The sequence below is a fragment of the Stenotrophomonas sp. 59 genome, from assembly GCF_030291095.1.
GTDB classification, from domain to species: Bacteria; Pseudomonadota; Gammaproteobacteria; order Xanthomonadales; family Xanthomonadaceae; genus Stenotrophomonas; species Stenotrophomonas maltophilia_Q.
Genome location: NZ_CP127408.1, coordinates 335,416 through 356,215, shown reverse-complemented (window position 1 = coordinate 356,215; position 20,800 = coordinate 335,416). Strand labels below are relative to the sequence as shown.

Genomic DNA, 20,800 nt, shown 5'->3' with positions numbered 1-20,800 from the left:
TTGTGCTCCAAATGAATATGAATCGAGTTTTGATGAGCGACCACCGCCACCGTTTCCTGCAGCTGGCCCTGACCGCCGATGCCCTGCGCTTCGGCCAGTTCACCCTCAAGTCCGGCCGGCTGAGCCCCTATTTCTTCAACGCCGGGCGCTTCGACTCCGGCTCGCTGCTGTCCCAGCTTGGCGCCTGCTACGCCGACGCCATCGATGCCAGCGGGATCAAGTACGACGTGGTGTTCGGCCCGGCCTACAAGGGCATCCCGCTGGCCACCGCGATGGCCTGTGAGCTGGCCCAGCGTGGCCGCGACCTCCCGCTGTCGTTCAACCGCAAGGAAGCCAAGGACCACGGCGAAGGCGGCCAGCTGATCGGCGCCGACATGCAGGGCAAGCGCGTGCTGATCGTCGACGACGTGATCACCGCCGGTACCGCGATCCGCGAAGCGCTGGGCATCATCCGCGCCGCCGGTGGCACCCCGGCCGGCATCGTGGTGGCGCTGGACCGCCAGGAGATCGCTTCGGAGACCGACCGCCGCTCGGCGGCACAATCGGTGGCCGAAGAGGCCGGTATCCCGGTGATCGCCGTGGCGTCGCTGGCCGACCTGCTTGATTTCGCCTCCGGCAACCCGGAACTTGTGGGCTACCGGCAGCCGCTGGAAGCCTACCGGGCCCAGTACGGCGTTCGTTCGATCCGCTGACCGACCAGGGGAAAGGTCATGTCCCGAGTTCCTGCTGTCCTCTTCGCCGGCCTGCTGCTGGCCGTGCCGTTCACCGTACCGGCGCAGTCGCGCGACAGCGGCAAGGCGGAAAAGAAGCTGTACTGCTGGAACGAGGGCAAGGAGCGGATCTGCAGTGATTCGCTGCCGGCAGACGCGGTCAATCATGCGCGCGAGGAATTCAATGCGAGCACGGGCCTGCGCAATGCGCAGGTCCAGCGCGCGTTGACCGACGAGGAGCGTGCCGCTGCCAGCACCGCTGCGCAGCAGCAACAGCTGGACCTGATGGCCGAGCAGACCCGCCAGCGCACCGAGCAGGCCATGTTGTCCACCTACGGCAGCGAGGCCGACCTGCGCCGGGTGTTTGCCGAGCGCCAGGAAGTGCTGGACAACAACCTGAAGACCGCCGAGTACAACGTCACCAGCCTGCGTGAGTCGCTGGTGGCGCTGCTGTCGGCGGCGGGAGACCGCGAGCTGGCCGGCGGCAAGGTGGTCGACAAGCAGGCCGAGGCGATCCGCAAGCGGCATGCGCAGCTGCAGGCGCAGCAGCGCCTGCAGGCCGGGCTCGTGCAGCAGCAGCAGGCGTTGAAGGCCGAGATCGACAGCACCCTGCAGCGCTATCGCGAGCTGAAGGGGCTGGTGCCGGCGGACGCTCCGGCGGGCTGACGGCGCTGCCTCCGCCGGGCATGGCCCGGCGCTACCCCGGGCCCGGTTACGGGTTGGCCCACGGAATTTATGCACTTTTTACGCGTCGGCCCGGTCCGGCGCGTAGTGCGTTTATGGGGGGCAGGACGACGATGGCGGCCTGAGGTGGAGGGGTTCCACCAGGACGCTATTGCAATGTCCCCCTGGCTGTCGTTGTTGTGTGGCGTGCTGGTGCTGGTCGCCGCCGCCTATCTCCTTTATGTCGTGCTGCGGCCCGAGTCGTTCTGAGCGGAGCCTGCCATGACTGAGATGCTTGTGATTATTGCCGCCAGCCTGCTGCTGGCGTGGCCGCTGGGCCTGTACCTGGCGCGGGTGATGCGCGGCACGCCGATGAAGGTCGACGTGCTGTTCCACTGGATCGAGAAGCCGCTGTACAAGGTGCTCGGCGTCGATCCATCGCGCGCCATGTCCTGGCGCGGCTATGTGCTGGCCTTCGTGCTGAGCAACGTGGTGGTGGCGGTGCTGACCCAGGCGGTGTTCATGACCCAGGCCTGGTTGCCGTTGAACCCGGACCAGATCCCGAACATGCGCTGGGACACCGCCCTGCACACCATGATCTCGTTCCTGACCAACACCAACCAGCAGCACTATTCGGGCCAGGCGCAGCTGTCCTACCTCTCGCAGATGACCGGCATCACCGGCCTGCAGGTAGTGACGCCGATGATGGGCCTGGCGCTGGCGGTGGCCACGCTGCGCGCGTTGTTCTCGCGTGCGCCGCAGGCTGCGGCGGCCAACGGGACCGGCGATGACCGCCAGGTCGCGGTCGGCAACTACTACGTGGACGTGGTGCGCCTGTGCGTGCGCTTCCTGCTGCCGCTGTGCCTGGTGTGGACGCTGGTGCTGACCAGCCAGGGCGTGCCCTCGACGATGGCCGGCGGGCCGCAGGCTACGCCGATCGATGCCAGCGCCGGCATGGCCCAGCAGAAACTGCCGCTGGGCCCGGTCGCGGCGATGGTCGCGGCCAAGCAACTGGGCGCCAACGGCGGCGGCTGGTATGGCCCGAACAGCAGCTTCCCGCTGGAGAACCCGACGCCGCTGTCGAACGCGCTGGAAATCGTCGGCATCCTGCTGGTGCCGATGGCGGTGATCTTCATGATTGGTGCGTTCACCGGCCGGCGCCGGTTTGGCGCGCTGGTGTTCAGCTGCATGCTGGGCATGTCGCTGCTGTCCACCGGCGCGATGGTGTGGAGCGAGGCCCATAGCGCCAGCGCCGCCACGCCGCTGCTGATGGAAGGCAAGGAGGTGCGCTTCGGCGCCGATGGCACCGCGCTGTGGGCGGCGGTGACCACCCAGGTCTCCAACGGCTCGGTCAATGGCATGCACGATTCGCTGGCGCCGCTCAGTGGCGGCATCGCGATGGTCAACATGCTGGTCAGCGCGATCTGGGGCGGCATCGGCTGCGGCCTGCAGCAGTTCATCGTCTACCTGCTGCTGGGCGTGTTCCTGGCCGGCCTGATGACCGGGCGTACGCCGGAGCTGTTCGGCCGCAAGCTGGAGACGCCGCAGGTACGCCTGTTGGCCCTGCTGGTGCTGCTGCAGCCGATCACCCTGCTGGTGTTCACCGCCATCACCCTGGCCGTGCCCGGTCTGGCCGGCACGTCCAACCCTGGCTTCCATGGCATCAGCCAGGTGTTCTACGAGTACGTGTCGGCCTATGCCAACAACGGTTCGGGCTTCGAAGGGCTGGGTGACGCCACGCTGTGGTGGAACCTGAGCTGCTCGCTGGTGCTGCTGCTGGGCCGCTTCCCGCTGCTGATCATCCCGCTGGTGGTGGCTGCACAGCTGGCTGCCAAGCGCCAGGCGCCGGAGTCTGCCGGCAGCCTGCAGATCGAAACCCCGACCTTCGCCCTGACCCTGGTCTCGGTGATCGTCATCCTGACCGTGCTGCAGTTCATGCCGGCGCTGGTACTCGGCCCGATCGCCGACCACCTGAGCCTGGGACTGCACTGAGGACACCGCAATGAGTACCCACGCAAGTTCAACCCGTAGTTCCCTCGCACCGCGCCCTGCCCTGCTGGATGCAGCAGGCCTGCGCCGTGCACTGGTCGAGGCGGTGCGCAAGCTGTCGCCGATGCATCTGGTGCGCAGCCCGGTGATGGCGGTGGTGATGGCCGGCACGATCGTTGCCGCGATCGTCACCCTGACCGGCAATGCACCGCTTGGCTTCGGCCTGGCGGTGACCGCGATCCTGCTGGTGACCGTGCTGTTCGGCAATTTCGCCGAAGCCGTGGCCGAAGCACGTGGCCGTGGCCAGGCCGCATCGCTGCGCCGCGCCCGTCAGGATCTGGTGGCGCGCCGCCTGGCCGCGCCACAGCCAGGTGCCGCGGAAACCCAGCTGCCGGCCGCCGAGCTGCGCCCGGGCGACCATGTGATCGTCAGTGCCGGTGAACTGGTGCCGGCCGATGGCGAGATCGTGCAGGGCCTGGCGACCATCAACGAAGCGGCCGTGACCGGCGAATCGGCACCGGTGCTGCGCGAGGCTGGCACCGACCGTTCCGGCGTGATCGGTGGCACCAAGGTGCTGTCCGACCAGATCATCGTGCGGGTGACCGCCGAGCCGGGCCACAGCTTCCTGGACCGGATGATCGCGCTGGTGGAAGGTGCCAATCGGCAGAAGACCCCGAACGAGATCGCGCTGACCCTGCTGCTGGCGGCGATGACGCTGACCTTCCTGGTGGTGGTGGCAACGCTGCCGGCCATTGGCGCGGCGGTAGGCGTGCAGGTCGACCCGCTGCTGCTGATCGCGCTGCTGGTGTGCCTGATCCCGACCACCATCGGCGGCCTGCTGCCGGCCATCGGCATCGCCGGCATGAACCGTGCGCTGGCCGCCAACGTGCTGGCCAAGTCGGGCAAGGCGGTGGAAGTGGCGGGTGACGTGGACGTGCTGCTGCTCGACAAGACCGGCACCATCACCTACGGCGACCGCCAGGCCAGCCACTTCCACCCGTTGGCCGGTATCGACGCCAGCCAGCTGCGTGAAGCGGCGCTGTTGTCCTCGCTGGCCGACCCGACTCCGGAAGGCAAATCGATCGTGCGCCTGGCGCGCGAACAGGGGTGCGCCACCGCCGAACCGGACCATGCCGACTACCTGGCCTTCACTGCCCAGACCCGCATGTCCGGCGTCGACCTGGAACATGGGCGGCAGATCCGCAAGGGCGCCGCCGATGCGATCCGTGCCCACGTGGAGGCGCTGGGCGGCAACGTGCCTGCGGAACTTGCAGGTCGCGTCGAGCAGGTGGCACGCAACGGCGCCACCCCGCTGGTGGTGGCCGAGGGGCGACACGTGCTGGGCGTGATCGAGCTGTCGGACGTGGTCAAGCACGGCATGCGCGAGAAGTTCGCGCAGCTGCGGGCGATGGGCATCCGCACGGTGATGATCACCGGTGACAACCCGCTGACCGCCGCCGCCATCGCTGCCGAGGCCGGCGTCGACGACTACATCGCCGAGGCGCGACCGGAAGACAAGTTGGCGCGCATCCGCCAGGAGCAGGCCGGTGGCCGCCTGGTGGCGATGGTGGGCGACGGCACCAACGACGCGCCGGCGCTGGCCCAGGCCGACATCGGCCTGGCAATGAACTCCGGCACGCAGGCGGCGAAGGAGGCCGGCAACATGGTCGACCTCGATTCGGACCCGGCCAAGCTGCTGGCGGTGGTGGAAGTGGGCAAGCAGCAGCTGATCACCCGCGGCGCACTGACCACCTTCTCGCTGGCCAACGACGTCTCCAAGTACTTCGCGATCCTGCCGGCGCTGTTTGCCGCTGCGGTTCCGACCATGGCCGCACTGAACGTGATGCAGCTGTCGAGCCCGCGCAACGCGGTGCTGGCGGCGCTGATCTTCAACGCCCTGGTGATTCCCGCACTGATCCCGCTCGCCCTGCGTGGCGTGCGCTTCCGCCCGGCCACCGCCACGGCGCTGCTGCGCCGGAACATGCTGGTGTACGGCCTCGGCGGTGTGCTGCTGCCGTTCGCGGCGATCAAGCTGATCGACCTCCTTCTTGTCCTGGTATTCGGCGCATGAACCGTTCTGCTTCCACTTCGTCTTCCCTGTCCCGTGAACCAAAGGCCGAGGCACGCGTGGCCAGCCTGCAGGATGACGCCCGCTGGCGTCCGGCGATCGGCCTGGGCCTGGCCACCCTGCTGCTGGCCGGTGCGGTCTACGCCGGCATCGCCACCGGTTTCGCCGGCCTGGCCTACCCGACCCAGGCCGAGGGCAGCCTGCTGCGCGATGGCAACGGCCAGGTGCGCGGCTCGGCATGGCTGTCGCAGCCGTTCACCGGCGATGGCTATTTCCAGGCACGGCCGTCGGCCGCCAACTACGACCCGATGGCGGCGGCCGGTTCCAACATGGCGCGCAGCAACCCGGCATTGGCCGAGCGCGTTGCCGCCAGCACTGCTGCGGTGGCCGCACGCGAAGGCGTCGCCCCGGCGCAGGTGCCCGCGGACCTGGTCACCCAGTCCGGCGGCGGTCTCGATCCGCAGTTGTCGCCGGCCGCCGCACAGCTGCAGGTGGCGCGCGTGGCGCGTGCGCGAGGCCTGCCAGTGGAACGCGTGCAGGCGCTGGTGCAGGCGCATACCGAAGGCCGCCAGTGGGGCCTGTTCGGGCAGCCGCGGGTGAACGTGGTGGCCTTGAACTTCGCGCTGGACCATGCAGCCAAGGCACCGTGATGCCGGCCTGCACCGGCTGCGCGCACAATGGCAGCCATGACAGCGGCTCCCATGACTGATGCGCGTACCCGCCAGGCCGATGCCCTGGTCGAAGGCCTGCAACGCGAAGCTGGCGGCAAGCTGACCGTGTTCCTCGGCGCGGCGCCGGGCGTGGGCAAGACCTACGCCATGCTGACCCGCGCGCAGGAACAGCTGCGCCGCGGCGTCGACCTGGTGGTCGGGCTGGTGGAAACCCATGGCCGCGCCGATACCCAGGCGCTGCTGGAGGGGCTGCCGCAGTTGCCGCTGAAGGACGTGGCCTACCACGGCCATGCCCTGCAGGAGATGGACCTGGATGCCGTGCTCGCACGGCATCCAGCGTTGGTGCTGGTGGACGAACTGGCCCATCGCAATGCACCGGGCAGCCGCCACGAGCGGCGCTGGCAGGATGTGATGGAGCTGCTGGACGCCGGCATCGACGTCTGGACCACGGTCAACATCCAGCATCTGGAAAGCCTCAATGATGTGGTGATGCGCATCACCGGCGTGCGGGTCAGCGAGACCGTGCCCGATGTCGTGCTCGACCGCCTGCACGACATCGTGCTGGTTGACCTGCCCCCGCGCGAGCTGATCGCGCGCCTGCAGCAGGGCAAGGTCTATGTGCCGGAACAGGCCGCACAGGCGCTGCAGGCGTTCTTCTCGCCGGCGAACCTGACCGCGCTGCGCGAACTGGCCATGCAGGAGGCCGCCGACCGCGTCGACAGCAGCCTGCGCGAGGCACGCGCTGCCCGTGGCGAGAGCAACCTGCCACTGCGCCGCGGCGTGCTGGTGGCGATCGACGGCGGCGGCCAGAGTGAATACCTGGTGCGCGTGGCGCGACGCATCGCCGAACGCCGGGACGCACCGTGGACCGTGGTGACCGTGCAGGGCCGCCGCCAGGACGAGGCGACCCGGCGCGAGATCGATGCTGCGTTCGCCCTGGCACGGCGGCTGGGCGGCGACGCTGAGCTGTTGCACGGCTCGAGCATCGCCGACGCCCTGCTCGACCACGCCGCGCACAACGGCGTGTCGACCCTGGTGTTGGGGCGGACCCGCGAACGTCCGCTGGCGCGGATGTTCAACCGAACGTTGACCCAGCAGCTGATCCAGCGCGGCGCGCATTACGAGATCACCATCATCAGCACCCCGCAGGCACGCGCGCGCTCGCGCCGCGAGGGCCTGCTGCCGCCGGTACGCGGCATCAGCTACGAACCGGCGCAGGCGCTGATCGCCACCGCGCTGGCTTGTGCGGTGGCATGGCTGGCCGAACGCTGGGTGGGCATGGCCGACCTGTCGATGGTGTTCATCGTGGCGGTGGTGCTGGTGGCGGCGCGCACCCGCGCCAGCGTGGCGGTGATGGCGGCGATCCTGTGCTTCCTGGCCTACAACTTCCTGTTCATCGCCCCGCGCTTCACCTTCGCCATCGGCGCGCGCCAGGGCGTGATCACCGTGTTCCTGTTCCTGGCCGCCGCGCTGGTGGCCGGGCGCCTGGCCTCGCGCCTGCGCATGCAGGTGATCGCGCTGCGTGCGGCCAACCGCCATGCGCGTGCGCGCCAGCAGCTGGGACGGCAGCTGGCCAGCGCGGCCGGCAATGGTGAAGTGGCGCAGGCCGGGCGCTTGGCGCTGGAACAGGCGATGGACGTTCCTTCGTGGCTGCGGATCGGCGCCGACACTGCATCCGGTGGCCGTTCGCAGCCGGGCGATACCGATCTGGCCGCGGCCGACTGGGCCCTGCGCCATGGCCAGCCCAGCGGCCGCTTCACCGATACCCTGGCCGGTGCGCAGTGGTGGTTCCTGCCGCTGCTGGATGGCGAAGACCGCGCCATCGGCGTGGCCGGCCTGTACCTGCCAGGCGCGCAGGCGCGCCTGCTGCCCGAGCAGCGGCAGCTGGCCGAAGCGATGGTGGATGACATCGCGCAGGCCGCGCTGCGCACGCGGCTGGTGGCCGAACTGGAGCAGGCGCACGTCAGCAACGAGACCGAGCGGCTGCGCTCGGCCCTGCTCTCTTCGGTGTCGCACGACCTGCGCTCGCCGCTGGCGGCGATGATCGGCTCCGCCGACAGCCTGGCCAGCTATGGCGCGGCGATGGACACGACGGATCGACGCGCCCTGCTGGACACCATCCTGGTCGAAGGCGAACGCCTGGACCGCTACATCCAGAACCTGCTGGACATGACCCGGCTGGGCCACGAAGGACTGAAGATCAATCGCGACTGGATCGGCGTGGACGAACTGATCGGCTCGGCGGCGCGGCGCCTGCAGCGCTACCAGCCGAAGGTGCGGCTGGAGCTGGACATCCCGCCCACGCTGGCACCGATCTGGGTGCATCCGGCGCTGGTCGAACAGGCGGTGTTCAACGTGATGGAGAACGCCGCCAAGTTCTCGCCGCCCGACGCCGCCGTGCAGGTGCAGGCGCGCGAGCTGGACGGCCAGCTGCGCATCGACGTGATCGATGCCGGGCCCGGCATTCCCGACGACGAGCGCGCGCGCATCTTCGACATGTTCTACAGCGTCGAGCGCGGTGACCGCGGCCGCCACGGCACCGGCCTGGGCCTGACCATCTGCCAGGGCATGATCGGCGCGCATGGCGGCAGCGTGCAGGCGCTGCCCGGGCGCGACGGTCGCGGTACCCTGATCCGCATCACCCTGCCCCTGCTCAAGCCAGCCTCCCACGATGAGCCCGACTCCGATTGATGCCAGCGTGCCGGCCGCGCGCGTGCTGGTGATCGACGATGAAACCCAGATCCGCCGTTTCCTGGACATCAGCCTGCGCGCGCAGGGCTACCAGGTGCGGCAGGCGGCGACCGGCCAGGAAGGCCTGCAGCTGGCCGCCAGCGAGGACATGGACCTGGTGATCCTGGACATCGGCCTGCCGGACATGGAAGGCCACGAGGTGCTGGAGCAGCTGCGGCAATGGAGCCAGGTGCCGGTGATCATGCTGACCGTGCGGGCGGGCGAAGCCGAGAAGGTGCGGGCGCTGGACACCGGCGCCAATGACTACGTGACCAAGCCGTTCGGCACGCAGGAACTGATGGCACGGGTGCGCGCGCTGCTGCGTACGCGCAGCGTGCCCAGCGATGGCACACCGCCGGTGTTCGACGACGGCCATCTGCACGTGGACCTGGTGCGCCGCGAAGTCGCCCTCGATGGCGAGCCGGTGGCGCTGACCCGCAAGGAATACGCGCTGCTGTCGCTGCTGCTGCGCAACGCGGGGCGCGTGGTGACCCAGCCGCAGATCCTGCAGGAAATCTGGGGCCCGACCCACCAGCACGATACCCATTACCTGCGCATCCTGGTCGGCAAGCTGCGGCACAAGCTGGGCGATTCGGCGCTGGATTCGCGCTACCTGTTTACCGAGCCGGGCGTGGGGTTGCGGTTCAAGGGGTAGATCCACGCCATGCGTGGATGCCGTCGATCCAGAGCGTCGGGTCAGAGCCCGTTGCGCGGCAACAGGATCCGACCCCGTGCCGACCAACGGTCGGCACCCACCATGCGTGGATGAACATCCATCGAAGAGCATCCACGCATGGCGTGGATCTACCGTGTCGACCTTGGTCGACACCTACCAACAGCCGCCGGAATCTGTCAGAGGTGGGGCGGTGTCGGAGTGCGGGGTGTCAGCCGCATGGATGCGGCTGCCAAGCCCCCAGGGACGGGTTTACGGCGTCCCCGCACTCCGACATCGCCCCGCCATCCCACGGAATGCCCGCTTTTGATGTTGATGTTGATTCGGCGGGTGCCGGGCGCAGCCCGGCCCCAGCTCAGAACCCCAGCGGGGTGTCGCCCAGCACCGGCTGCAGCTGGCTGCGGAACAGCGCCTGGATGCGCTCCAGCGCCGCCTCGTCGTTGCCCTCGAAACGCAGCACCAGCACCGGCGTGGTGTTGGACGCGCGCACCAGGCCCCAGCCATCGGGGAAGTCCACGCGCAGGCCGTCGATGGTCGACAGGCGGCCACCCACGTACGGGTTGTCCGGCGACTGTGCCGCCGCCACCAGCATCGCCACCAGCGCGTGCGGCGTACCTTCGGCCACCGGCACCTTCAGTTCCGGCGTCGCCACCATCTCCGGCAGCTCGGCCAGTACCTCGTCCGGGGTTTCCTCGCGCTGGGCCAGGATCTCCAGCAGTCGCGCGGCAGCATACAGGCCGTCGTCGAAACCGAACCAGCGTTCCTTGAAGAAGAAGTGGCCGCTCATCTCGCCGGCCAGCTCGGCATCGGTCTCGCGCATCTTCGCCTTCATCAGCGAGTGCCCGGTCTTCCACATCAGCGGACTGCCACCATTGCGCAGCACGTGGTCGGACAGCTTGCCGGTGCACTTCACGTCGTAGATCACCATTGCGCCGGGATTGCGCATCAGCACATCGGCGGCAAACAGCATCAGCAGGCGGTCTGCATAGATGATCCTGCCTTCTCCGGTGACCACGCCCAGGCGGTCGCCGTCGCCATCGAAGGCCACGCCGAGGTCGGCGCCGAAGCGCTTGACCGTCTGCACCAGGTCTTCCAGGTTGGCCGGTTCGCTGGGGTCGGGGTGATGGTTGGGGAAGGTACCGTCGACATCGCAGTACAGCGGAATGACTTCGGCGCCGATGGCTTCCAGCAGCTGAGGTGCGAGCGCACCGGCGACGCCGTTGCCGGCATCGGCCACGACCTTCAACGGGCGGTCCAGCTGCACGTCATCAGCGATGCGCTGGATGTAGTCGGCACCCACATCGCGCTGCTGGTAATCGCCCGGCTCGGCCGCCTGCACCAGGCGACCCTCGACGATGCGCTGGTAGAGATCGGTGATGGCATCGCCGGACAGCGTCTCGCCGCCGATGACCACCTTGAACCCGTTGTACTCGGGCGGGTTGTGGCTGCCGGTGACCGCCACGCAGGTGCCGGTACGCAGATGGAAGGCGGCGTAATAGACGACCGGGGTCGGTGCCAGGCCGATGTCGATCACCGCGCAACCGGTGCGACGCAGGCCCTCGGCCAATCCCCCAGCCAGTTCCGGGCCGGACAGGCGGCCATCACGGCCGATCACCACCTCGCGCAGGCCCTGTTCCAGCGCCGCGGTACCGATGGCCTGGCCGATCAGCGCGGCGGTCTTCGGCGTCAGTTCGCTGCCGACCACGCCACGGATGTCGTAGGCGCGGAAGATGCCGGCGGCCAGTTCCCCGGCCGGGACCGGCGGTGGCGGCGGCGGCGCGCTTTCCTCGCTGCTGACCGCTGCGGCCACCGGCGGCGGCGCCATCTGCAGGCTCTCGCTCAGGGTAGGACCGTGATCGGCTTCGGCCGCAGCGGCGCGACGCGGCAGCGGCAGGGTCTTCGGCAAGCGGCCGCGACCGACCACCAGCAACACGGCGACAAAGGCCAGCAGCAGCGCGACGATGGCACTGGCCAGCGACCCCAGGCCCAGAGGACCGGCTTCGACATTGGGTACGGCAGCCACCAGCCGCAACGGCGTGCCCGGAACCGGGCGCGCCAGCGCTTCGGCGCTCTCGGCCAGGCCGGCGTCGCCCTGGGCAACGAGGTCATGCGCGCCTTGGCGCAGGCCGAGGAACCCGGTGGACGGTGCGCTCACCTGGTCCAGCGGCGAGGTCAGCCGCAGCAATGGCTGGCGCACGTAGAGCACCGCCGGGCCGAGGCTGCCCAGCTGCACCGGTGCCGCCAGACCAAGACGATTGCCACCCGCATCGCGCACCACGCGCAGGCCCGGCTTGCTCTCGGCCAGCGCTTCTTCCAGCAGGGCCAGGCGTGCATAGCCGAAGGTGGCCGGATCGGCATAGGCTGCGGCCAGATCGGCGCCCAGCACTTCAACCTGCTCCACCCCGGTCCAGCTCTCGCGTACGGCCAGCGCTGCCGCGGCGGCGTCGCCGGCCTGCAGTGCCTGCTGCACGCGTTCGTTCTTCAACTGCTGCTGCAGCTGCTTCAGCTGGCCGGCAGCCGCCTCCTGCAGCCCCTGCACGGCCTGGTCACGCGCTTCTTCCAGCGCCTGGCCATTGGCCTCCTGCCGCCATTGCTGCACCGCGCTCCATCCGAACCAGCCGGCAAGCAGGACCAGCAGCACCCCCAGTAGTGGCGCACTGCGTCCCAACGACCGTTCCCGCTGCCCTTCCCCGATGCCGCTCATCAATGTCCCCCGTCAACGCACCCCGGTATGGCCGAATCCACCCGTTCCCCGCACGCTGTCGGTGAAAGTATCCACCACCTGCAGGCTGACGCGGGCAATCGGCACGACCACCAGCTGCGCGATGCGATCGCCCGGCTCGATGGTGAAGGCCTCGCGGCCACGGTTCCAGACGCTGATCAGCAACGGGCCCTGGTAATCGGCGTCGATCAGGCCGGTGCCGTTGCCGAGCACGATGCCGTGGCGGTGACCCAGACCGGAACGCGGCAGGATCACCGCGCACAGGTGCGGATCAGCGATATGGATGGCCAGGCCGCTGGGCACCAGCGCGGTGTCGCCCGGCTGCAGGGTCAGCGCGGTATCCAGCGCGGCGCGCAGGTCCATGCCGGCGCTGGCTTCGGTGGCGTAGGCGGGCAGCGGCCAGCTGTCGCCGAAGCGCGGATCGAGCAGCTTGACCTGCAGCGGTTGGGAAGTGAAAGCCTGGGTCATGCCTGGAGTCTCCGCGCGATCAGCGCCAGCAGTTGTTCGGCCAGCTCGCGCTTGGAGGTGGCCGGGAATACCTGTTCACCGTCCTGCCAGTAGGCAGTGGCGGCATTGTTGTCGCTCTCGAAACCACCGCCGCTGATGCCGACCTGGTTGGCGATCACCAGGTCCAGGCGCTTGTCGACCAGCTTGCCACGCGCATATTTCTCCACGTCGTGGGTCTCGGCGGCGAAGCCGACCACCAGCTTCAACGACTGCGTCTGTGCAGCGACCTCGGCGAGGATGTCCGGCGTGCGCACCAGCTCGATCACCAGCGACTGGCTGTCGGCGGTCTTCTTCAGCTTCTGCGCGGCCACCTGGCGCGGGGTGTAGTCGGACACCGCGGCGGCACCGATATAGATGTCGGCCGGCAGCGACTTCAGCACGGCATCGCGCATCTGCGCGGCCGAGCGCACGTCCACGCGCTGCACACCGGGCGGCGTCGGCAGCTGCACCGGGCCGCTGACCAGCACGACCTGCGCACCCATCGACGCGGCCGCAGCGGCCAGCGCGAAGCCCATCTTGCCGCTGCTGCGATTGCCGACGTAACGCACCGGATCGATGTCTTCATAGGTCGGGCCGGCGCTGATCAGCAGGCGCAGGCCCTGCAGCGCGCGGGTTTCCGGTGCGGCAACCACCGCTGCGGCACTGCCATTGGCGGCCAGCGCGGCGACGATGTCGCCCGGCTCGGCCAGGCGGCCAGGACCGGATTCGCCCTCGGCCAGCGGACCATCGACCGGGCCGATCACCTGCGCACCGCGCTGGCGCAGCAGGGCGATGTTGGCCTGGGTGGCTGGATGCAGCCACATGCGGTGGTTCATCGCCGGGCAGATCGTCAGCGGCGCGGTACTGGCCAGGCACAGGGTGCTGACCAGGTCATCGGCGTGGCCCTGGGCCAGCCGGGCCAGCAGATCGGCGGTACCCGGGGCGACCACGATGCGGTCGGCCCAGCGGGCCAGCTCGATGTGGCCCATGGCCTGTTCGGCGGCACTGTCCCACAGCGTGGTGCGGGTCGGCTGCCCGGACAGGGCCTGGAAACTGAGCGGAGTGACGAACTGCTGTGCTCCGGCGGTCATCGCCACCTGCACCTGGGCACCGGCGTCGCGCAGGCGCCGCACCAGCTCCAGGGCCTTGTAGGCCGCGATCCCGCCTCCGACGCACAACAGCAGTTTCTGACCTTCCAGCGCGCGGGCCGGCGCGGGGGAAGCGTTGGGGGAGTCAGCCACCTGGAATTCCTGTGCAAACGAGGGCGCTAGCTTACCCGATGGTCGGTAATGTCCCGGTGCACGGTGCACATAGCGGGCGGCTATCAGCAGATGGATTACGCCCAGGTTGCCAGGGAATCCAGCCGGCATCGATTTCGGACCTTTCTTATACCTCTGCGGGCCGGTGCTTTTGCAGAATCAGGCCTTGGCTGCCGCACAGGGTGGCCTGTTCGATCTCCGAGGAGCTACGTGCACCCACGCATCATCATCGCCGACGACCATCCCGTGGTCCTGCACGGCATCCGCATCGTGCTGCAGACCCACCTGATGGACATCGTCGGCAGCGCCCGTGACGGCGCCGAGCTGCTGCAGCTGGTCGACCATCACCCATGCGATGCCGTGCTGACCGACCTGTCGATGCCGGGCACCGGCCCGGATGGCCCGGAACTGATCGATGCGCTGCACACCCGCTACCCCGGGCTTCCGGTGGTCGTGCTGACCGGCGCGCGCCATCCCGGGCTGCTCGATGGCCTGCTGCGCGAGGGCGTCAGCGGCCTGGTCGACAAATGCGCCGATTTCTCCGAACTGCCGCAGGCACTGAACGCAGCGCTTGTCGGCCAGGTGTTCGTCTCCCAGCAGCTGCGCCACCATCTGCAGGCCCGCGATCTGCTGTTCCCGCGCGAACCGACGCCGCTGTCGGCGCGCGAGCAGGAAGTGCTGGACCTGCTGGCGGCCGGCCTCAGCGTGAACGCCGTGGCCGCACGGTGTGGGCGCAGCCCGAAGACGATCAGCCGGCAGAAAGCCGAAGCCAAGCGCAAGCTGGGCCTGCAGACCAACCAGGAGCTGTTCGACTACCTGCAGACCCGGCGCGGCTGAGGCAACCTCCGACCCCAGTCCGCGGCGTGCCCTGATGGGAGCCACCGCAAAGTCTGGCGATGATGGGGCCATGCCCATCCATGACTGGCCCGAACAGGAACGCCCCCGCGAGAAGTTGATCGCGCGCGGGCCCACGGCACTTTCCGACGCCGAACTGCTGGCGCTGTTTCTCGGCTCCGGCTTCGGTGGCCGCGATGCCGTGCAGACCGCGCGCGACCTGCTGCAGGCGCACGGCCCGCTGCGGGTGCTGCTCGACCGCCCCGCCTCCGAACTGGCCCGCCTGCCCGGGCTCGGCCCGGCGCGCAGTTGCACGCTGGCGGCCGGGCTGGAGCTGGCCCATCGCTATCTGGCGGCCGAGCTGGAACACGGCGAGGCGGTAGGCAACAACCCGGCGGCGGTCGGCCGCTACCTGCAGCACCGGCTGCGTGGCCAGGCCCGCGAGGTCTTCATGGCCCTGTTCCTGGACAACCGCCACCGCCTGATCGCCTGTGAAGAGCTGTTCCACGGCACCATCAACGCTGCCCCGGTCTACCCCCGCGAAGTGGTGCGGCGCGCCCTGCTGCACAACGCGGCGGCGGTGATCCTCAGCCACAACCACCCGTCCGGCGACCCGGAACCCTCCAGCGCCGATACCCGCATCACCGACGAACTGCAGCAGGCGCTGGCGATGGTGGACGTGCGCCTGCTGGACCACTTCGTGGTCGGCGAGGGCCGTCCCGTTTCGTTTGCTGAACGAGGCCTGCTGGCCCAACTCCAGCCCCGCCTGTTCGGTTGAGCGCGGCCCCGCAAGGGCCATCGGCCGCCCCCACCTGCATGTTCTGGTCAGCGTGGGCGCGGGTATCTGCGCTAAAATGGGCGATTCCGCCGCTCATTCTCACAGCAGGCCTCGTGAAAAATCTCCTCCGCGCCCTGATCAGCCAAGGCATCGAAGCCTTGCGCGCCAATGGCACCCTGCCCGCCGACTCCCTGCCGCCGGACTTCGTGGTCGAGCGCCCGAAGACCCGCGACCACGGCGACTTCGCCACCAACGCCGCGATGCTGCTGGCCAAGGCCGCGCGCAGCAATCCGCGCGCACTGGCACAGGCGCTGGTCGAGGCGCTGCCGCGCAGCGAGGACGTGAGCAAGGTCGAGATCGCCGGCCCCGGCTTCATCAACTTCCACCTGGCCCCGGCCGCGTACCAGCGCGAAGCCGCCTCGGTCATCAAGGAAGCCCACGACTACGGCCGCAACCTGTCCGGCAATGGCCGCACGGTGGGCGTGGAGTACGTGTCGGCCAACCCGACCGGTCCGCTGCATGTCGGCCATGGCCGCGCGGCGGCGATCGGCGACTGCGTGGCGCGCGTGCTCGATGCCAACGGCTGGAACGCCAAGCGCGAGTTCTACTACAACGACGCCGGCGTTCAGATCGAGAACCTGGCACTGTCCACCCAGGCGCGGATCAAGGGCATCGCGCCGGACCAGGACGGCTGGCCGGAAGGCGGCTACCGCGGTGAATACATCGCCGATGTCGCCCGTGCCTACATGGCCGGCGCCAGCGTCGACCTGGAAGGCAGCACCGTGGTTGGCGCCAAGGACCCGGACGACATGCAGGCGATCCGCCGCTTCGCCGTGGCCTACCTGCGCAACGAGCAGAACCTGGACCTGGCCGCGTTCGGCGTCGACTTCGACATCTACTTCCTGGAAAGCTCGCTGTACGCCGACGGGAAGGTTGCTGAAGCGGTCGCCAAGCTGCAGGCCTCGGGCCACACCTACGAGGAAGGTGGCGCGCTGTGGCTGCGCAGCACCGACTTCGGTGACGACAAGGACCGCGTGATGCGCAAGTCCGACGGCACCTTCACCTACTTCGTGCCGGACGTGGCCTACCACCTGTCCAAGTGGCAGCGTGGCTACGAGCGCGCGATCACCGAGCTGGGCGCGGACCACCACGGCTCGCTGGCCCGCGTGCGCGCCGGCCTGCAGGCGATGGAAGTGGGCATCCCCCAGGGCTGGCCGGAATACGTGCTGCACCAGATGGTCACGGTCATGCGCGGCGGCGAGGAAGTGAAGCTGTCCAAGCGTGCCGGCAGCTACTTCACCCTGCGCGACCTGATCGAGGAAGCCGGCCGCGATGCGACCCGCTGGTTCCTGATCGCGCGCAAGCCCGATTCGCAGCTGACCTTCGACATCGACCTGGCCCGCCAGCAGAGCAACGACAACCCGGTGTTCTACGTGCAGTACGCGCATGCCCGCGTCTGCAGCCTGCTGCGCCAGGCACAGGAGAAGGGCCTGGTGTACGAACAGGGCAACGGCCTGGCCAACCTCGGCCGCCTGGCCGACGACGCCTCGCTGCTGCTGATGAACGAGATCTCGCGGTATCCGGAAGTGGTGGAAGCGGCCGGCGTGGCGCTGGAACCGCATCTGGTGGCGCAGTACCTGCGTGAATTGGCGCACGCGTTCCACACGTGGTATCACGGGACGCCGGTGCTGGTGGATGACGCCGCCGACCGCAATGCCAAGCTGACGCTGGCTTGCGCCGCACGCCAGGTGCTGGCCAACGGCCTCGAACTCCTGGGCGTCAGCGCCCCGGAAAAAATGTAAGCATCAGGAGACGCAGTACACATGGCAGCACGACGCGGCAAAAGCCAGGCACGACGCAACAGCGGCAGCCAGGGCACACCCGGATGGGTGTGGCTGGTGGCCGGTGTAGCGATCGCTGCCGTGGTGTTCCTGGCGGCGCCGAACCTGTTCAAGGGCGAAGGCGATGGCTTCCTGCGCGCCGGTCCGCAGCCGAACCCGAATGCGCAGCCGGCCCCGGTCGCGGATGCCGACAGCGATGTCGGCGCCCAGCCGGCCGCGCAGCCGGCCACGGCGAAGCCGGCCGAACCGGAAAAGCCGGCCGCCACCCAGTACGACTTCTACACCCTGCTGCCGGGCAAGGAAGTCGAGATGTCCGACGCCGAACTGGCCGCCAGCGCACGTGCCGAAGAGCAGCGCCGGGCCAAGGCCGAAGCATCACGCGCGCAGGCTGCGCTGGAAGGCAAGCCGGTTCCGCCGGCGACCACCACCGCACCGGCACCGGCGGCCACCGCCAGCGTGTCCAGCACCGCGCAGGTGACCGCCACCAGCCGTCCGCTGCCGGCACCGCTGAGTGAACGTCCGGCCGCGGCAACGCCGCCGGCCAGCACCGCCCCGGCCTCGACCAGCACCGCCGCCGCCACTCCGGCAGCGCGCACGGAAACTGCACCGGCAACGGCGGCTACCCCGGCCGCTGCCGCACCGGCGGCCGCCGACAACGCACGCTATATCCTGCAGGCAGGCGCGTTCGGTGCCTCCGGCGATGCCGAAGCGACCAAGGCCAAGCTGGCGATGATGGGACTTGCAGCACGCGTGGAGTCGGCGCAGATCAACGGCAAGACCGTGTATCGCGTTCGCATGGGGCCGTATGGCAGCGCTGGCGAACTGTCCGAAGCCAAGCAGAAGCTGGATGGCACCGGCCTGCAGGCGATGGCGATCAAGGCACAGTGACCTGTCGGATCCAGATGGAAAAAGCCGGGCATTGCCCGGCTTTTTTGTTTCTGTAGAGCCGAGCCATGCTCGGCTGAATCCAGACGAAGCCGAGCATGGGCTCGGCTCTACAGGACGCACGGCGCAGGTCAGACTTCGCGGGCGACCTGGAAGCCGGCAAACGACTGGCTGACCGGCATCAGTTCCAGGCGATTGATGTTCAGGTGCGGCGGCAGCGTGGCCACCCAGAAGATCTGCTCGGCGATGTCCTCTGCGGTCATCGGGTTGGCACCGGTATAGAGCTTGTCCGACGCAGCCTGGTCGCCATGGGTACGCACCACGGTGAACTCGGTTTCGGCCATGCCCGGCTCGATCGTGGTCACGCGCACGCCGGTACCGTGCAGGTCCGAACGCAGGCCCAGCGAAAACTGGCTGACGAAGGCCTTGGTGCCACCGTAGGCGTTGCCGCCCGGGTACGGGTAGACGCCCGCCACCGACGAAATGTTGATGATCGCGCCCTTGCGCTCCACCAGCTGCGGCAGCAGGCGGTGGGTCAGGGTCACCAGCGCGGTGATGTTGGTGTCGATCATCGTGGTCCAGTCCGACAACCTGGCGCTCTGTGCCGGCGCGGTGCCCTGCGCCAGGCCCGCGTTGTTGACCAGCAGATCGATCTCGCCGAAGGCCGGCGGCAGTGCCAGCAGCGCGGCTTCCATCGCGATCGGATCGCGGATGTCGAAGGCGGCGGCGTGCACCACGTCCTTGCCGTAGCGGTCGACCAGCGGCTGCAGGCGCTCGCCGCGGCGGCCGGTGGCGATCACCTTCCAGCCCGCCTGGGCGAAGCGGTGGACGGCGGCGGCGCCGAAGCCGGACGTGGCGCCGGTAATCAGGACAGTGCGGGTCATCAGGCAACTCCAGGGGGAAACCAGACCCCCATTCTGGCATCGTCGGTTGGCCGCTGTGTTGCCGGATCGGCCAGATCCGGGGTCAGATCCCTCTGCTCCGCACAGGGATCCGACCCCAGCTGCAGGGTGGCCGGTACAATGGGCCATGATCAACAACGATGTCCTGCGCAGCGTGCGCTACTCCCTGGACCTGGGCGACCACCACGTGGTGAGCCTGTGCCAGATGGCCGACCCGGCCTTCGCCGTGGATGCCGAACAGGTGAAGGCCTGGCTTCGCCGCGAAGATGAAGCCGGTTTCGAGGCGATGAGCGACAGTGCACTGGCGCACTTCCTGGATGGCCTGATCGTGCACCTGCGTGGCCGTGACGAGAGCCAGCCGCAGCGCGCGGTGGAAACCCGCATCGACAACAACCTGGTGCTGAAGAAGCTGCGGGTGGCATTCCAGTTGCGCGACGTGGACCTGATGGAGATCTTCGCCAGCGCTGGCTTCAACGTCTCCAAGTCGGAAGTCGGCGCCCTGTTCCGCCAGCCCGGCCATGCCAACTACCGGCGCTGCCTGGACCAGATGCTGCGCAACTTCCTCAAGGGCCTGAGCCTGCGCCTGCGCGGCTGAGCACGGCATCCACGAACGCCCGTGCCGCGGGCGTCGGCAGCCGTTGCCAGGCCAGATGCACGCGACGGGTCGGGGTCGGCTGCAGCGGAATCCGCACCACGCCTTCAAAGCCTTCGGCGATCAACGCCGGCACGATGCCGACCGCCAGCCCATGGCGGACGAAGCGCTCGACCAGTTCCATCAGGTTGACCTCGAAGCGCACCGTGTGCGGCAGGCCGGCGGCAGCGAACGCATCGTCGGTCTGCCGGCGCGCACCGGTACCGCGCGGGAAGTCGACCAGCGCTTCATCCTGCAGCGCGGTCAAAGGCAGCCGTTTGCGCCGGGCCAGCCGATGCGAGGGGGCCAGCACCGCCACCAGGTCTTCTTCCTGCAGCATCCTGTGGCAGACACCGTCCAGCGCCGCAGAGGGCGCCAACCCCACCAGCGCCACGTCCAGTGCGCGCGACTGCACCTGTGCGATCAGGTCCTCGCTCTTGTCCACCCGCAGCTGGAATTCCACCTGCGGGTGCACCTGCTGGAAGGCGGCCAGCATTGCCACCACGTCAATGCCGGTCAGCGAGGAAATCTGCCCGATCGCCAGCAGCCCGCGCACCTCGCCGCTCACCGCCGCCACGTCGGCACGGAGGTGGCGCAGGCTGGCCAGGACCTGCCGCGCATGCACCAGCATGGCCTCACCGGCGGCGGTCGCCCGCACCTGGCGCGGCAGGCGTTCAAACAGCGGAGTGCCCAGTTCCTGCTCCAGTCCGGCGATCTGATGGCTGAGTGCGGACTGCACCACGTGGCAACGTTCTGCGGCACGGGTGAAATTGCCCTCTTCGGCAAGGGCAACGGCAAACTCGAGCTGCTTGAGGTTCACCCGACTATCTCGTTTCCAGATGACAGGGATGATGATGATTCATTTCCATCATCGCTGCAGCAGGCGGACACTGTGCAACCCGCATCCTGGACTGCCACGTGAGCCCCACCCTTCCCCCTCTGCACCGCTGGCAGGTGC

18 protein-coding genes are annotated in these 20,800 nt (G+C 68.9%); 13 read left to right on the top strand and 5 right to left on the bottom strand.

Features of this window, described 5'->3' with window-relative positions:
* Positions 1-32: 32 nt before the first annotated feature.
* The 8 genes from pyrE to QP552_RS01520 all read left to right on the top strand — a co-directional run bounded on the left by pyrE (position 33) and on the right by QP552_RS01520 (position 9,486).
* Entirely contained in the window at positions 33-692 is a 660-nt protein-coding gene (gene pyrE / locus QP552_RS01555; protein ID WP_005407772.1) for an orotate phosphoribosyltransferase, read from the top strand.
* Between the two features lie 18 nt (positions 693-710).
* Positions 711-1,376, top strand: coding sequence for a hypothetical protein (locus tag QP552_RS01550; protein WP_106550848.1), 666 nt, complete (start codon positions 711-713; stop codon positions 1,374-1,376).
* A gap of 174 nt (positions 1,377-1,550) precedes the next feature.
* The gene (locus tag QP552_RS01545; RefSeq protein ID WP_005407770.1) at positions 1,551-1,643 is read left to right on the top strand and encodes a potassium-transporting ATPase subunit F; all 93 of its coding nucleotides are present in this window, start codon (positions 1,551-1,553) and stop codon (positions 1,641-1,643) included.
* A gap of 12 nt (positions 1,644-1,655) precedes the next feature.
* Positions 1,656-3,365, top strand: coding sequence for a potassium-transporting ATPase subunit KdpA (gene kdpA, locus QP552_RS01540; protein WP_286074780.1), 1,710 nt, complete (start codon positions 1,656-1,658; stop codon positions 3,363-3,365).
* Positions 3,366-3,375: 10 nt separating this feature from the next.
* Positions 3,376-5,433 (top strand): potassium-transporting ATPase subunit KdpB, encoded by a 2,058-nt coding sequence (gene kdpB, locus QP552_RS01535; protein ID WP_286074778.1) that lies wholly within the window; start codon positions 3,376-3,378, stop codon positions 5,431-5,433.
* The gene (gene kdpC, locus QP552_RS01530) at positions 5,430-6,080 is read left to right on the top strand and encodes a potassium-transporting ATPase subunit KdpC (protein ID WP_286074777.1); all 651 of its coding nucleotides are present in this window, start codon (positions 5,430-5,432) and stop codon (positions 6,078-6,080) included. The genes kdpB and kdpC overlap by 4 nt, the downstream gene beginning before the upstream one ends.
* A 51-nt stretch (positions 6,081-6,131) precedes the next feature.
* Positions 6,132-8,792, top strand: a complete 2,661-nt coding sequence (locus QP552_RS01525; protein WP_111111605.1) for a sensor histidine kinase KdpD — start codon at positions 6,132-6,134, stop codon at positions 8,790-8,792.
* Entirely contained in the window at positions 8,773-9,486 is a 714-nt protein-coding gene (locus tag QP552_RS01520) for a response regulator transcription factor (RefSeq protein WP_004153862.1), read from the top strand. The genes QP552_RS01525 and QP552_RS01520 overlap by 20 nt, the downstream gene beginning before the upstream one ends.
* A 373-nt stretch (positions 9,487-9,859) precedes the next feature.
* Here the strand turns inward: QP552_RS01520 and QP552_RS01515 are convergent, their stop codons facing one another.
* Genes QP552_RS01515 through coaBC form a run of 3 tightly spaced genes read right to left on the bottom strand, consistent with a single transcriptional unit; the run spans position 9,860 to position 13,953 of the window.
* The gene (locus QP552_RS01515; protein ID WP_286074775.1) at positions 9,860-12,208 is read right to left on the bottom strand and encodes a phosphomannomutase/phosphoglucomutase; all 2,349 of its coding nucleotides are present in this window, start codon (positions 12,206-12,208) and stop codon (positions 9,860-9,862) included.
* A gap of 12 nt (positions 12,209-12,220) precedes the next feature.
* The gene (gene dut, locus QP552_RS01510; protein ID WP_005411999.1) at positions 12,221-12,694 is read right to left on the bottom strand and encodes a dUTP diphosphatase; all 474 of its coding nucleotides are present in this window, start codon (positions 12,692-12,694) and stop codon (positions 12,221-12,223) included.
* Complete coding sequence (coaBC, locus tag QP552_RS01505) at positions 12,691-13,953, bottom strand: bifunctional phosphopantothenoylcysteine decarboxylase/phosphopantothenate--cysteine ligase CoaBC (protein WP_106550843.1); 1,263 nt, start codon at positions 13,951-13,953, stop codon at positions 12,691-12,693. Before coaBC ends, dut begins: the two co-directional genes overlap by 4 nt.
* A 228-nt stretch (positions 13,954-14,181) precedes the next feature.
* Here coaBC and QP552_RS01500 point away from each other — a divergent pair, with 228 nt between their 5' ends.
* The 4 genes from QP552_RS01500 (at position 14,182) to QP552_RS01485 (ending at position 18,312) form a co-directional block, all read left to right on the top strand.
* On the top strand, positions 14,182-14,808 hold the full coding sequence (locus QP552_RS01500) for a response regulator transcription factor (protein ID WP_106550842.1): 627 nt from the start codon (positions 14,182-14,184) through the stop codon (positions 14,806-14,808).
* Between the two features lie 70 nt (positions 14,809-14,878).
* Positions 14,879-15,583 (top strand): DNA repair protein RadC, encoded by a 705-nt coding sequence (radC, locus tag QP552_RS01495; RefSeq protein ID WP_111205135.1) that lies wholly within the window; start codon positions 14,879-14,881, stop codon positions 15,581-15,583.
* 113 nt (positions 15,584-15,696) lie between these two features.
* Positions 15,697-17,385: an arginine--tRNA ligase gene (gene argS / locus QP552_RS01490; RefSeq protein WP_010486900.1), complete on the top strand. Its 1,689-nt coding sequence runs from the start codon at positions 15,697-15,699 to the stop codon at positions 17,383-17,385.
* Positions 17,386-17,406: 21 nt separating this feature from the next.
* Positions 17,407-18,312 (top strand): SPOR domain-containing protein, encoded by a 906-nt coding sequence (locus tag QP552_RS01485; RefSeq protein WP_286074774.1) that lies wholly within the window; start codon positions 17,407-17,409, stop codon positions 18,310-18,312.
* Between the two features lie 128 nt (positions 18,313-18,440).
* Here the strand turns inward: QP552_RS01485 and QP552_RS01480 are convergent, their stop codons facing one another.
* Positions 18,441-19,193, bottom strand: coding sequence for an SDR family NAD(P)-dependent oxidoreductase (locus tag QP552_RS01480; RefSeq protein ID WP_286074772.1), 753 nt, complete (start codon positions 19,191-19,193; stop codon positions 18,441-18,443).
* Between the two features lie 145 nt (positions 19,194-19,338).
* Between QP552_RS01480 and QP552_RS01475 the strand changes: the two genes are divergently transcribed.
* Complete coding sequence (locus QP552_RS01475) at positions 19,339-19,806, top strand: DUF1456 family protein (RefSeq protein WP_106550839.1); 468 nt, start codon at positions 19,339-19,341, stop codon at positions 19,804-19,806.
* Here QP552_RS01475 and QP552_RS01470 read toward each other — a convergent pair.
* Entirely contained in the window at positions 19,775-20,662 is an 888-nt protein-coding gene (locus QP552_RS01470) for a LysR family transcriptional regulator (RefSeq protein WP_111111601.1), read from the bottom strand. The two genes, QP552_RS01475 and QP552_RS01470, sit on opposite strands and share 32 nt — an antisense overlap.
* Positions 20,663-20,800: the final 138 nt, after the last annotated feature.